Raw genomic sequence first — 12283 nt, forward strand, 5'->3', positions numbered from 1 at the left:
CGGTCTCAGCACTGTTAGTGGTGTAATCCCACGCCTCAGTCAAGACCTCAGCCTTACTCGCCTGCGCCCACGCGATCACCTTCTCCAGGTAAAGCACCCGGTCGACGAACTGCGCCTGGTGCCGCTGGAACGGACTCAGCACATCCGCGGGGCTGTCGTCGGCCGGGTCGGGTTGTCCAGAGTTATCGGCGCCAGCAGAGAACTCACCAGCGGCGCCTTCGGCCGGGAGGGAATCGTCGGCGAGGAAATCGTCCGGGAGGAAGTTGTCCGCGAGGTAGTTCGTATACAGGAATTCCTCGCGGAGGTCCTCATCGAAGAGATGCTCGGGCGGCACCGCAGCGAACACCTCGGTCAGATCGAGGTCGGCCGGAATGGTCGGGCCGTCAATCAGTTCCGGGCGGTCAGCTGCCGGAGCCACCGATTCCCGGTTGACCGGTTCCGCCCTCACCGATGCCAGGTTGACCGATTCCGTGTTGACCGGTTCCAGGTCGAGGTCATCGTATGGGGCGCAATCTCCGAGCCCCTCGGCCAGTTGGAGCCGCCAATCAGCCTGACACTGCGCCCAGAACACCTCGAACTCGGCACGCTCCTCGGGTGTGGACGACCAGTAGCCGTGAGCCGCGAAGAACGGATCGACACGGCCCGGCTGGGGAGTATCGCCGCTCTGGCTCATAGAAGAAGTATACCAAAACCATGCGCCAGAGTCGAGAGATTCTCAAATATGTTTGGATTTATGTGCGAATATGCATTCGGGCCGACCACGCGTTGTCGAGACCGGCTCAGCCCAGTCCACGGCGGTCTCGGCAAGCTCGACCAACGGAAACGGGCGGGTCTCGCAGGCCTGCTCGCGCTGGTTCATGGCGGTCTCGGCAAGCTCGACCAACCGAAATGGCCGGGTCTCGCAGGGAAATCGTAGTTGCTTTGCAGCGAGAGCCATGCGCGCGTCGGACGGGCCAGCGATCGAGCGCGAGTTTGAGCCGAGCGAAGGGACTAAATGTAGTGGTCTACTTCGTTGGTGAGGTCGCACCGCCCCGAGTCAGAGGCCACCGCGACCACCTCAAATCGCTCCGCCGATATCGTCGCGAAGCTCCCCACTCGCAGCATCAACCGCGGCGCCCACCGTCGGCGCGAGCCGCTCGGGTGGAAACCTGTTGCCCAGTCCGAAGGCCTGCAGCCGGTCCTTCACCGGCCCCTTCATCTCGGCGAGCACGAGCGTCACCCCCCGAGACGCGAGGTACTCGTCAAGCTCGAGCAGTTCGTCAATGGCGGTCGTATCGATATCGGTGATCGGCTCGGCGGCAAGGATGACGGTGTGAATCGGCGTGCCATCAGCCTCCGATTCCCGCTCCGCCCGCCGCACCACCGAGCGCACGTAGTAATCAAAGATACCCCCGTTGGCAAAGAACAGCGGGGCGTCGAAACGCACAATAACGATGCCGGGAACGCGATCGGCATCCGGATGCCGGGAGCGGTCATGGTACCCGCGCACACCCGGAATGCGCCCGAGCTCCGCCCGATACGGACGCCACGCGCGGATCACGAACGCCACCAGAGACAGCCCGATCGCGACGAGAATGCCCTGCAAAACGCCCACCAGAAAAACGCCGAGGAACGCGGCGATCGAAAGCAGGGCATCCGTTTTGTCGATCCGCCACAATCGCGAGACGCCCGAAACATTGACCAGGCTGGCGGCGGCCACAATGACCACGGCGCCGAGTGTGGCCGACGGGAGGTACCCGGTTACGCCGGGGGCAACAAGCATGAAGACGACAATGATCAGGGCACCAACGACGTTCGTCAGCTGGGATCGCGCCCCTGCCTGCTCGGCGACGGGCGTGCGTGAGGTGGAGGCGGAGATCGGAAAGCCGCCGAAGAACCCACCCCCGATATTGGCGAGTCCGAGTCCGGCCATCTCCTGGCTGCCGTTCACACTGTCACCGCGGCGCGCCGCGAGCGTGCGGGAGAGCACCCCGGTGTCAGCGAAGGCGATGAGCGCTATGCCCAGCGCCGGTCCGATCAGCGAAACCACGTCGCCCCAGACGAGGCCGCCGAGCGCCGGTGCGGGGAGCCCCTGCGGCATGGCGCCGACGATCGGAAGCACGTTCTGCAGCGAGAAGATCGCCGTAACCACAATGGACGCGACGACCGCGATCAGCACGCCAGGGATGCGCCCTCCGAGCAGGAAACGCAACCCGACGATGACGGCGAGGGAGGCGAGGCCGAGCAGCATCGCGGCGACGACAATGCTCCCCGCCGCAGCGGCCTGCATGATTGCGCCCATCCCCTGAATCGGGCCGGGAACGTCGATGGAGAACCCGAGCAGCTTGGGAATCTGCGAAATGATCACGAGCAAAGCAACGGCGTTGAGGTAGCCGACCCGGATCGGCTTGGAGAGCAGGTCGGTGACGAAGCCGAGTCGCAGCACTCCGGCAACGAGCAGGATGAGGCCGACCATCAGGCCGAGGAGTCCGGCGAGGGCAATCGCTCGCTCGGTATTGCCGAGCGCCAACGGCAGGATCGACGCTGCGATGATCGGGGCGAGCGCCGAGTCGGGACCGAGCACGAGGATGCGCGATGGGCCGAAGACGGCGTAGAGCAGCAGCGGCACGATCGTCGCGTACAGGCCGGTGTACGCGGGCAGCCCGGAGGCCTCCGCGTAGCCCATACCGGCCGGGATCAGCAGGAAGCTGAGCACGATGCCGGCGCGCAGATCAGGTATCAGCCACGCGCGCTGGTAGTGCAGGGCGGTGTTCAACCCCGGGATCAGGCTGAAGGCAACGCCGCGGAATCCGCCGATTGGCATGACTTCACGGTAGTCCGGTCCTCGTCTGCTGTCTGGACTTCATCGAGTGTGCCGCTGCCGTCACGTCGAGCGGATGCTGATTTGAGCGGATGTTTATCTGATCGCGACGACCAGGCACCGTCCCGCCAGCATAAGGCTCACCGGCGTCATCACAAGGCGTTCCGATTTGCTGCGGGAGATCCCGTTCATGATCACACTGAGCGTGGAGTACCCAGTGAGCACCCACACGGCCACGCCGATGAAGCTCGCGCTGTAGATGAAAGACGTCAGCTCCGCCCGTTCGAGTACGAGGAGTGCAAACACGAGGTAGAGCGCGATCGAGAGGGCGCTGCCGATGCGCTGGCATGTCCGGAGCACCTCGTGCCGGCCGGCCCAGGCGAACCGCCCGAGCGGCAGGCCTGCGATCAGCAGCAGCTGGAAGATGGCGAGAAATACCAGGATGATGCAGAGCAGGGTGGCGTCTGCGGTTGCCATGTGATTCAGCATAGGTTGGCTGCACGATCGCCCGGTCAGCCCTCGATCGCCAAGCGTCTCAACCAGGCTGCACCTTTTCACAGGTTGCGCGATTTCGAGGCACGGAAAAACCCCTGAGTCCCGGTGCTTACCGGGGATTCAGGGGTTCAAATTGCTGCGAATCTGGTGGGAAACGTGTAAAAATGGGAGCCCAAAACTATAAACATCCAGGTCCTGTGCCAGAAAACCCTGCATGTGGGATCCACAGCGCGAGGGCGCCTACACTCGCCTGAAGCTGCAAGACTTGTCACCATGCTGTCGTCGCCGATTGAACCTTCGGCGACCTCGCCAACGCTCGATCCGTGACCTCGCGCACCGAGGCATCCGTCGGCAACCTCACCCAGGGGCGCACCTGCATTCTGGCCATGTTCCGCTCCCGGCGAGAGGTGATCTGATGGGACGCGGTCTCCGAATACGTCGGCCAGGTGTGTGTGATCAACTCTTTGTAGGCCGTTTCCGCGCTGGATATCTGCCAAGTTGGCGTATACCCCACGCGGTATGCAAAATACCCTAGTAGGTATATACTGTTATTATGTCTATTACGGATCTCACCGAGACCACCTTTGACGCGACCATTGCCCAGAGTCCCATCGTGTTGGTTGATTTTTGGGCCGAGTGGTGTGGCCCGTGTCGCAGTTTCGCCCCGACATTCAGCGCGGCGTCTGAAAAACACCCCGCAATCACCTTTGGAAAAGTCGACACCGAAGCGGAACAGGGATTGGCCGCAGCCGCGGGCATCCGTTCCATCCCCACGCTGATGGCGTTTCGGGACTCCGTACTCGTCTTTTCCCAAGCAGGCGCCCTGAACGCGGCCAGCCTGGAAGAGCTCATTGCCGGCGTCGAGAACCTCAACATGGACGACGTGCGCGCCAGTATCGCCACCCGCTAAACCTCGCGCCCCCGCGAAACCGCTTGGCAGCAGGCTCACAGGCGGCACGTCCTGTCACCACCTGGCCAGAATACCCCCTGGTGTATTATTTTATGATTAGTTCACCGAATTGAATGGAGATCCTTATGTGTCGTGCCGTAACGTGCAAAGTGTGCCAAAAGACAACGTGGGCGGGCTGCGGTCAGCACATTGATCAGGTCATGCGCGGTGTGCCACGCAACCAACAATGCGCCGGGCANCAATGCGCCGGGCATGTCAAAGAAAAATCGACCGGATCATTCTGGTCCCGGTTACTCGGACGCTAACGGCACCCGGCCCATCTTTTAGTGAAGCCTGCCAGATCGCCAATCGGACCACCAGCGCGGCTAGCGCCTGACACGGCCATAAAATTCTGGCCGTGCTTCAGCGGGCTAGACCGCGTATTACTTGCTGCTGCTTTCTCCTTGGAGAGCGGCTAGCGCGGCGAGAAGACGCTGATCGGCTTGATCAGCAACGTTCTGTATCCCCGGGGAATTGCTCAGCTGGACCATGGTTTGTGGGTTGATAGCTTGAACCGTGGTGATAGTCGCTGACGGGCTTCGTCGAATGACGACGTTACACGGAAGCAGCAAGCCCATGTCGGGCTCTGCAGTGAGCGCCTGTTCGGCGAGGGCGGGGTTACAGGCACCCAAGATCAGGTAGTCGCCCAGTGCCTGCGCACTTTCCACGCCGAGTTTCGTTTCGAAGGTCGCGTGGACGTCGATTTCGGTAAGAACGCCGAATCCTTGGTTGGCTAGTTCTTCCCGCACCCTGGAGACGGCTACTTCGTAGGGCAGCGAGACGGTGATGGTGTGTGCGTAGTTCATTGATTTCTCCTAATCCATTTTTTTCGAATTGATGGTTGCGGCTACTGTCAGTTTGCGGTGATAACTCCCATCATTCCTCTGTCTTCGTGGTCAAGAATGTGGCAGTGGTACACGGTACGTCCGCTGAAGTCGTCAAACGCGATACGTACTCGCACGGTGCTGCGTGCCGGGATGTTCACGACGTCTTGCCACATGATGGTTTTGACGGGCTGGCCTGACTGTTCGATAATCTGCATCGGCCACACGTGCAGGTGCATGGGGTGATCGAGCGGGCTGGTATTTGTCAGCAACCAATCCTCCACACTGTCGAATTGCACGGTCGTGTCGACCCGGGTGGCATCGAATACCTGGCCGTTGATCGTGGCTGACATCATGCCCCCACCCACTCCTCCACCCATTCCGCCATCCATGTTTCCACCCATGCCACTGCCCGTGTCCCCGCCCATTCCCATCGCGAAGATCAACTCGCGTCGAGCGGTTACGGTAGCCGTGCGAAGGTCTCGTGGAGCGGGCTGGCCGGGTATGGCGGCGACTGTCGTGACGTCGTCACCGGTCACGACAAAGGAGGCCAGCGCGACGTCGTCGGCTCCAGCGGAGCTTCCGCCTCCCATCATCATTCCGCCGGACATACCTCGGTCATAGGTGTGCGTACGCAGCACGGAGCTGCCGGCCGTGCCGGTGACGAGAAGGTCGGCCCGGTTCCCCGGGGCCAGCACGACCTCGTCGACGTCGTGCGCGGCTTCGAACCGTCCGGAGTCAATTCCGAGGAGGGACAGCTGCTGCCCGTCGAGGCGCAGCCGCAGATAGCGGGACACGCAGGCATTTACGATGCGCCATCGTTCCCGCTCACCAGGGCGGGAAGTCATACTGGGGGTGAGCTGACCGTTGACCAGGACGAGGTCTCCCTCGCGTCCGGACATTTTCTCCATCGCTGTGGCCGCTGGAATTGTTCCCGCGGAATCAAGGGTGATGTCGGAAATGACGAGGACACGTTCCCGGCTGGCCGGGATGGGTCGGGGTCTTCAACAATAATGGCGCCGTAAAGCCCGCCGAATACCTGATCGGCCACGAAACCATGGTGGTGCGGGTGATACCAGTACACGCCCGGCGGGTGATTGGCGGGCAATTCGTACTGATAATCAAAGGAGGCGCCGGCTGCGACGGTGACGAACATGTTGTCGCTGTTGTTCTCGGGCGAGACATGGAGACCGTGCACGTGCAGGTTGCTCGGATCTGCCAGCCCATTGCGAAGGCTGACGTTGAGGGTGTCTCCCGCTCGAACGCGCAGTGTGGGGCCGGGCACGCCACCGTTGTAACTCAGCGCACGCACATCACGACCAGCAATGGTCACCTGTTGGGGGGAAGACTCGAGATCAACGGTGAGAGTACCGCTGACGCTTCGTAGCTCCGGGGGCTCGACGAGGTCGCTCCCGGACGGTATAGCCGGTGACGTCGTCGAGGAGATCCGTTGATTGACAAAGAAACCCGCTCCGCCCACAGCCGTGGCCGCAATCCCGACCCCGCCGAGGATCAGGGCGCTACGGCGACTAAGACCGGGCACTACCGGCCCTCCTCGAGCACCCGCAGCTGATCACGCAGTTGCTCCGCAGTGAGCTCCCCCCGAGCGAACCGCTCCTCAAGAATCTGCCTGGCACCGGCCGAATTAGCTTGCCTCGGAGCAGATCGCGTGTCATCGCTTCCGGATTTGTTCGACAAAAAACGAACAATGACATAAATAAGCACGGCGACACCGGCAATAGCTAGTAGGCCGAACCCCCAGGACCATCCCATACTTCCGTTACCCCACATCATCTGAGTTACTTCCTTTCGTTTACTGATCCGCATCTCCACCATACCCCTAGAGGTATAAGTCTTGGCTGAGTAGATCGTCCGCGCACGTGAAACGGCACGTACCTCACACACCGGTGCAACCGGCTAAAACTCACGCAACAAAAAGGGCCCAACGCGAGGACTTGACAGCTTCGAACTCGGCCCCGGCGTCGCGGGATATAGCGTGAAGCCATGACGAACGGGTGGAATCGGAAGGCCATTGTTAGCGCCAAGCTCGTCACCATCTCGACCCCGATCGGGGGGACGCGCGCGCAGCCCCGCGGGATCGGTCTACCCGGCACCATCTTCGGTATCGGATTGGGTGAATTCGTGGATGGGAGCCTGCTGCATCAGATCCTGCAGTGGCACCACATGCTCCCCAGCGCCGCGACGCCGGCAACGTCTGAGAGGTCGCCCACCGCCGATCGCGCGCTTTGTGTTAGCGCTGGGTGCTCTGATGACGAGATCTGGATAAACAGCGACGTCACACAGAGATACCGCGGGCCGACACGGAGCAGGGTGGGGCAAGACCCGTGCGGCGAGGAGCGGCAAGGGGCAGGCGCAAGCATGCGTACAGAGTCAGCAATCACCACTGTCCGGAAACCCGATTTGCGGATACTCTTCGCCGCAGGCATGCGTGCGTGCGTTCCAATAATGCCAAGGCATTCGGCTGAGGGTTACGTATCAACGCTGTCGCATTTACCGTCGGGATCGTCCCGATGGGCGAGGACACATAGGAGTGAATCGTGAAGAAGAACATCAGACTGGTGCTGGGCGCGAGTGCAGCTGCGCTCATCGCCATGTCACTGGGCGCTGCGCCGGCATCAGCGCATGTCCCAAAATCGGTGCGCGGCAACGTGGTGCTGACCGCCCACCTCACAGAGCTTAACGGCTCAGGAGCGTCTGGAACGGCGGTCGCGGTCGTTCGCGGCGAGACGATCCGGGCGATCGGGATCCGCGCGAGGGGTTTGACGCCCGATGCTCCGCACGCACAGCACATCCACTACGGCGAACAGGCCTTGAATGAGTGTCCCACGCTCGCGTTGGACAGCAACGGTGACGGACGACTGAACACCGTTGAGGGTGTTCCGGCGTACGGCCCCGTTGTGGTGTCCTTGAACACCAGTGGAGACACTACGCCGGCCAGTTTTCTGGACGTTTCCCGATTCCCTGTCTCGAAAAATGGCTCCTATAACTACCTCCGGACCAACATCAGATTCACGGACGTGGCGGGAACAGGCTATCCGGGAGCCGAAGGGATCGGCACCGCCGCGCAGATTGCCGAGGCCATCCGCGACGGTGAAGGTGTTGTCGTAATCCACGGAAACGACTACGACGGCAACGGAACATACAACCTCAGCGTTCCCGAGGGTGCAAGTGAGCTCGACCCCACCCTCCCCGCCGAGGCAACTGACCCGGTTGCCTGCGGAGTCCTGCACTAGCTGCGAGCGAACGGCTCAAAACTGAGGTCCAGGCGCCGTGCGAGCGCGCACAGTGCCGCACGGTCCTGGACCTCATCCGTCGACAGAATGATCAAGATCGCCCGGCCTACTCAAATGCGCTCAAGCGGGTAGCGGTGTAGTCCGCTTGAGTCGCCCATCTATCCGGTATCGCGGATGTCCATTCTCTCTGAGAAGGCTAGCCCCGGTGCCACGAGTGGCCTACCTCGGATCAGTGGCATGCCCCGGAGGCCAATTCATACCGACGGATGTCGGTGGGCACCGCTATCGAGGGAGGGCGCTTACCGTGGCATACAACGTGTCACAGAAACTCATCGCATCGCACCTGGCCTCCGGGGAGATGGTGCCGGGGACCGAAATCGGCCTGCAGATCGACCAGACCCTCGCCCAGGACGCGACCGGGACCTTAGTCATGCTGGAGCTGAGACGCGGAGGACCGCGATTTTCTTCGCTCCGGCTTACAAGGGTTCGGCCTGTGGTTTTTGAAGGCCAACACGGGGGTGTCACACCCCACGTGTAAAGTCTCGTTCCCAATCTGACAGTTCTGTCTCAGCACCTCGCTGACTTTCGTTATTGCACCCCGTCTCGAGGGCTTGGTTCGGCAGCGGGACGCGGAACCCGCACGATAGGGAATGACACATAACCCATCCCGCACCGACCTCCGCCTCATCATCGCTTTCGGGCCCGACGACGCCCCTCGAGGGGCTGTGACCCGATTCTGCCGCGAACACAACGTGTCCCGGAAACGCCAGAAACGACCTAAGAAATAAGTGTCAGGGAGGTCCCGAGACATAAAGTTCAGGGACGTCCCGAGACAGGACATCCCCGCGATGATGTTTCGTGCCACCCAGCGCCCTCGTTGGTTTTCTCTGTGACGTATCGGTGGTGTTGGACAGGTCTTTTGAGGGTGGCTGCGTTGGCCGCGGCAGGGTCAGGCGGCTAGCTCCACGTCGATATCAGCTCGGTGAAGGCCCGGCTGGCTGCGCTCATGTACGCGCCTTTTCGTCTGAGCAGGGCTGCGGTACGGTGTGGAATGGCTGGCAGTACGGCAACCGGGTTGAGCCCGTGCTGTTCGCGGGCAATGGCTTCGGGCAGCATGGTGGCGAGCTGGCCGCGGCGAACGATTTCCATGATCGCGCTGACGGAGTCAACTTCGATCGCGATGCGCGGGGCAACCCCGTGGTCCCGGAAGTACCCGTCGATGTGGCGCCGAGTCGCAAAATCGCTTCTAAGCAGCACAAGCTGCTCCTGTTCCAACTCCCGCAGGGTCATGGGTGCCTGCTGTCCGGCATGGGGGTGGTTGTTGCCGACAACTAAGCCGAGGGTTTCGACGAACAACGCCTGGGCCTCGATCTCGGACGAACGCACCTCGGCAAATGCGATGCCTAGATCGAGGGTGTCCTCGGCCAGCGCCACCTCGATGCGGTCCTGGGTCATCTCCTGCACGCTCAAGTTAATGCCGGGATAGCGGGTGCGGAAACGTTCGACCAGTGGACCGATCAGGTACGCGGTGAACGTGGGAGTCATCGCCAACCGGAGCGATCCACGGCTCAGGTCCTGCACGTCGTGGATGGCCCGGGTTCCGGCGTCAAGTTCCCGCAGCGCGCGTTGGGTATAGCGCAGGAAGGTCGCGCCAGCGTCTGTCAGCCGCACGGTCCGTCCGGACCGATCCAAGAGTTGAACGTTTAACGAGTTCTCCAGTTGCTTGATCTGTTGCGACAGCGTCGGTTGGGAGACGTGGAGCGCCTCGGCCGCACGAGTGAAGTTCTGGTGTTCCGCGACCGCGGCCAGGTAACGAATGTGGCGCAACATCACAATTCTCCAACTATAGAAATTACTTATTGACTCCATCATAAAGAGGTCTTGGACACTATATATAGTTTCCGTCATCCTTGAGTTATCCCCCAAAACATCGAGGAGACAGCCCATGCAAGACATCATTAAAGGCTTTCTGAAATTCCAACGGGAAGCCTTTCCGGCGCGCTCTGGACTCTTCAAGGAGCTGGCCACCGGCCAGAACCCGAAGGCCTTGTTCATTGCTTGCTCGGATAGCCGGGTCGTGCCAGAGCTGCTGACCCAACAGGAACCGGGTGACCTGTTCGTGATCCGCAACGCCGGCAACATCGTGCCCGCCTACGGCCCGGAGCCCGGCGGTGTCTCCGCGACAGTCGAGTACGCGGTCGCCGTCCTGGGCGTCACGGACATCATCATCTGTGGCCATTCCGACTGCGGAGCGATGACTGCCATCGCGACCGACACGAACCTGGACCACTTGCCGGCTGTGGCCAACTGGCTTGCCCACGCCGACGCGGCGAAGGCCGTCAACGCCGCCCGCACCCACGGATCGGCCCAGGAGTCGTTGAAGGCCATGGTCCGCGGCAACGTCATCGCCCAGCTGACCAACATCAGGACCCATCCCTCCGTCGCCCTAGCCCTGGATCAAAACCGGCTAAACCTCCACGGCTGGGTCTACGACATCGAAACCGGCTCCATGGACACCCTGCACGGTGGCACCGGCCATTTTGTCCCACTTGCGGGCAATACGCAGGACCATGCCGCGCCTGCCGTCTCCGGCCTGGCCGCCTAACCACCTCACATCACCAAAAGAAAAGGAAAACACCATGATTCATTCCCAGAACACCCAGGCTCCGCGCGAGGAACTGACCGCCGCCATCATCGACGCCAAGATGCGCAAGGACCTCTCCTGGCAGGAACTGACCGATGGCACTGGCCTGAGCCTTGTCTTCGTCACCGCCGCCCTGCTCGGTCAGCATCCGTTGCCCGAAGCCGCTGCGGAAATCGTCGCTGATCGGCTGGGTCTGGGCAAGGACGCCGCAATTTTGCTGCAGACTATTCCGCTGCGCGGCAGCAACCCCGGCGGCATCCCGACCGACCCCACCGTTTACCGGTTTTACGAAATGATGCACGTTTACGGCTCCACTTTGAAGGCCCTGGTCCACGAACAGTTCGGTGACGGCATCATCAGCGCCATCAACTTCAAACTAGACATCAAGAAAGTTGAAGACCCCGAAGGCGGTTCACGTGCCGTGATCACCCTCGACGGAAAATACTTGCCCACCAAACCCTTCTAAACCAGGCCTGGCGGCGGCCTCGCGATCGGGGCCGCCGTCTATCCCATGAAACAACCTCGCAGGCAACGACAAATCATGGATTTCGTCCGACGCACCATCGACATCGCACGCGCAACGTCGAGGCGGGTGGGCGGCCGTTTGGCGCGTTGCACTGTTCTTGGACACGGCATCGTGATCTAGGAAGTTGAACGAATTGACCAGTAACGAGAAAAAGCCCAAGCGCTCGTTCTCCCCTCAATTTCGCGCGGAGGCCGTGCAGCTCGTCATCACGACGGGCCGGCCGAACAAGCACGTCGCCGACGAGCTCGGCATCACGGATCAGTCTTTGGGCCTGTGGGTGAAGCAGTTCAACGCCGAGAACGAGGCCCGCTCTGTCGCCGCCGCGGCTGAGCCGATGCCGGGAAGATGTCAACCTTTGTGAGTCAGTTTCTTTAGCCGGTCATTGAGTTCGTTCCTTCCTTTTCGGGTTCGTTGAGCCAGGTCGTCGTCGGGAACGTTGGTGGCTGCGGGTGCTGCCGCACAAAGCGTTCAGGATGCTCGGCATATGCGGTCGTGAGGACGCGGGCGCGGGCGTGATGGATAGCGGGTGCGCGGCCGTGGTGAACGTTGAACGGGGTGTGCATACCAGTGCCCGAATGACGTTGTTCGCCGTTGTACCAGTCGTAGAATTCGGTGCAGAACGAGCGTGCTTCGGCGAGGCTGTAGAACCGGTCGGGGAACTCGGGCCGGTTCAGACACCCTTAGGCCACTCTGGCCGAAATTGGCGCCAAGCCGGTCTTCGACTACGACAAGGACGAGCACGGCCAGACAACCTTCTACGAGGACCTCATCCAAGTCGGCGGCCAGTGGTA

15 protein-coding genes are annotated in these 12283 nt (G+C 61.6%); 7 read left to right on the plus strand and 8 right to left on the minus strand.

Going from position 1 to position 12283, the window contains the following annotated elements:
• From E3T41_RS07085 to E3T41_RS07095, 3 genes are all read right to left on the minus strand, one after another.
• A partial coding sequence (locus E3T41_RS07085; RefSeq protein WP_134477882.1) for a hypothetical protein occupies positions 1-673 on the minus strand: 673 nt, incomplete at its 3' end.
• A gap of 384 nt (positions 674-1057) precedes the next feature.
• Positions 1058-2803, minus strand: coding sequence for a SulP family inorganic anion transporter (locus tag E3T41_RS07090; protein ID WP_092452528.1), 1746 nt, complete (start codon positions 2801-2803; stop codon positions 1058-1060).
• A 93-nt stretch (positions 2804-2896) separates the two neighbouring features.
• Positions 2897-3277 carry a hypothetical protein gene (locus E3T41_RS07095; RefSeq protein ID WP_092452524.1) on the minus strand — a complete coding sequence of 127 codons (381 nt, stop codon included), beginning with the start codon at positions 3275-3277 and terminating at the stop codon, positions 2897-2899.
• Positions 3278-3848: 571 nt separating this feature from the next.
• Here E3T41_RS07095 and trxA point away from each other — a divergent pair.
• On the plus strand, positions 3849-4205 hold the full coding sequence (trxA, locus tag E3T41_RS07100) for a thioredoxin (RefSeq protein WP_134477884.1): 357 nt from the start codon (positions 3849-3851) through the stop codon (positions 4203-4205).
• Positions 4206-4627: 422 nt separating this feature from the next.
• On the opposite strand, the gene E3T41_RS07110 is transcribed toward trxA, so the two are convergent.
• The 3 genes from E3T41_RS07110 to E3T41_RS18970 are packed head-to-tail and all read right to left on the minus strand — an operon-like array spanning position 4628 to position 6401.
• Positions 4628-5050: a DUF302 domain-containing protein gene (locus tag E3T41_RS07110; RefSeq protein ID WP_092452517.1), complete on the minus strand. Its 423-nt coding sequence runs from the start codon at positions 5048-5050 to the stop codon at positions 4628-4630.
• Between the two features lie 47 nt (positions 5051-5097).
• Complete coding sequence (locus E3T41_RS18965; RefSeq protein WP_370257244.1) at positions 5098-5979, minus strand: multicopper oxidase family protein; 882 nt, start codon at positions 5977-5979, stop codon at positions 5098-5100.
• The gene (locus tag E3T41_RS18970) at positions 5913-6401 is read right to left on the minus strand and encodes a multicopper oxidase domain-containing protein (RefSeq protein ID WP_370257247.1); all 489 of its coding nucleotides are present in this window, start codon (positions 6399-6401) and stop codon (positions 5913-5915) included. The genes E3T41_RS18965 and E3T41_RS18970 overlap by 67 nt, the downstream gene beginning before the upstream one ends.
• A gap of 117 nt (positions 6402-6518) precedes the next feature.
• Here E3T41_RS18970 and E3T41_RS18745 point away from each other — a divergent pair, with 117 nt between their 5' ends.
• The 3 genes from E3T41_RS18745 (at position 6519) to E3T41_RS07130 (ending at position 8322) form a co-directional block, all read left to right on the plus strand.
• Positions 6519-6641 carry a hypothetical protein gene (locus E3T41_RS18745; protein ID WP_255411816.1) on the plus strand — a complete coding sequence of 41 codons (123 nt, stop codon included), beginning with the start codon at positions 6519-6521 and terminating at the stop codon, positions 6639-6641.
• Positions 6642-7072: 431 nt separating this feature from the next.
• Complete coding sequence (locus E3T41_RS18975) at positions 7073-7630, plus strand: DUF2243 domain-containing protein (protein ID WP_198416395.1); 558 nt, start codon at positions 7073-7075, stop codon at positions 7628-7630.
• On the plus strand, positions 7627-8322 hold the full coding sequence (locus E3T41_RS07130; protein WP_092452507.1) for a hypothetical protein: 696 nt from the start codon (positions 7627-7629) through the stop codon (positions 8320-8322). Before E3T41_RS18975 ends, E3T41_RS07130 begins: the two co-directional genes overlap by 4 nt.
• Before the next feature lie 957 nt (positions 8323-9279).
• Here E3T41_RS07130 and cynR read toward each other — a convergent pair.
• Positions 9280-10152, minus strand: a complete 873-nt coding sequence (gene cynR / locus E3T41_RS07140) for a transcriptional regulator CynR (RefSeq protein WP_206750979.1) — start codon at positions 10150-10152, stop codon at positions 9280-9282.
• A gap of 115 nt (positions 10153-10267) precedes the next feature.
• Here cynR and E3T41_RS07145 point away from each other — a divergent pair, with 115 nt between their 5' ends.
• The 3 genes from E3T41_RS07145 (at position 10268) to E3T41_RS07155 (ending at position 11853) form a co-directional block, all read left to right on the plus strand.
• Positions 10268-10927 (plus strand): carbonic anhydrase, encoded by a 660-nt coding sequence (locus E3T41_RS07145; RefSeq protein WP_134477886.1) that lies wholly within the window; start codon positions 10268-10270, stop codon positions 10925-10927.
• A 34-nt stretch (positions 10928-10961) separates the two neighbouring features.
• Positions 10962-11432, plus strand: coding sequence for a cyanase (gene cynS, locus E3T41_RS07150; protein WP_092452497.1), 471 nt, complete (start codon positions 10962-10964; stop codon positions 11430-11432).
• Between the two features lie 193 nt (positions 11433-11625).
• Positions 11626-11853 (plus strand): transposase, encoded by a 228-nt coding sequence (locus E3T41_RS07155; protein WP_166787567.1) that lies wholly within the window; start codon positions 11626-11628, stop codon positions 11851-11853.
• 10 nt (positions 11854-11863) lie between these two features.
• On the opposite strand, the gene E3T41_RS18980 is transcribed toward E3T41_RS07155, so the two are convergent.
• Positions 11864-12166 carry an integrase core domain-containing protein gene (locus E3T41_RS18980; protein WP_370257251.1) on the minus strand — a complete coding sequence of 101 codons (303 nt, stop codon included), beginning with the start codon at positions 12164-12166 and terminating at the stop codon, positions 11864-11866.
• Between the last annotated feature and the right edge of the window lie 117 nt (positions 12167-12283).

This window comes from Cryobacterium sp. Hh38, from assembly GCF_004403235.1.
GTDB classification, from domain to species: domain Bacteria; phylum Actinomycetota; class Actinomycetes; order Actinomycetales; family Microbacteriaceae; genus Cryobacterium; species Cryobacterium levicorallinum.

Coding starts and splice junctions, on each gene's coding strand:
- E3T41_RS07090 (WP_092452528.1), bottom strand. CDS start 2,803: ATGCCAATCGGCGGATTCCGCGGCGTTGCCTTCAGCCTGATCCCGGGG.
- E3T41_RS07095 (WP_092452524.1), bottom strand. CDS start 3,277: ATGGCAACCGCAGACGCCACCCTGCTCTGCATCATCCTGGTATTTCTC.
- trxA (WP_134477884.1), top strand. CDS start 3,849: ATGTCTATTACGGATCTCACCGAGACCACCTTTGACGCGACCATTGCC.
- E3T41_RS07110 (WP_092452517.1), bottom strand. CDS start 5,050: ATGAACTACGCACACACCATCACCGTCTCGCTGCCCTACGAAGTAGCC.
- E3T41_RS18965 (WP_370257244.1), bottom strand. CDS start 5,979: ATGGAGAAAATGTCCGGACGCGAGGGAGACCTCGTCCTGGTCAACGGT.
- E3T41_RS18975 (WP_198416395.1), top strand. CDS start 7,073: ATGACGAACGGGTGGAATCGGAAGGCCATTGTTAGCGCCAAGCTCGTC.
- cynR (WP_206750979.1), bottom strand. CDS start 10,152: ATGTTGCGCCACATTCGTTACCTGGCCGCGGTCGCGGAACACCAGAAC.
- E3T41_RS07145 (WP_134477886.1), top strand. CDS start 10,268: ATGCAAGACATCATTAAAGGCTTTCTGAAATTCCAACGGGAAGCCTTT.
- cynS (WP_092452497.1), top strand. CDS start 10,962: ATGATTCATTCCCAGAACACCCAGGCTCCGCGCGAGGAACTGACCGCC.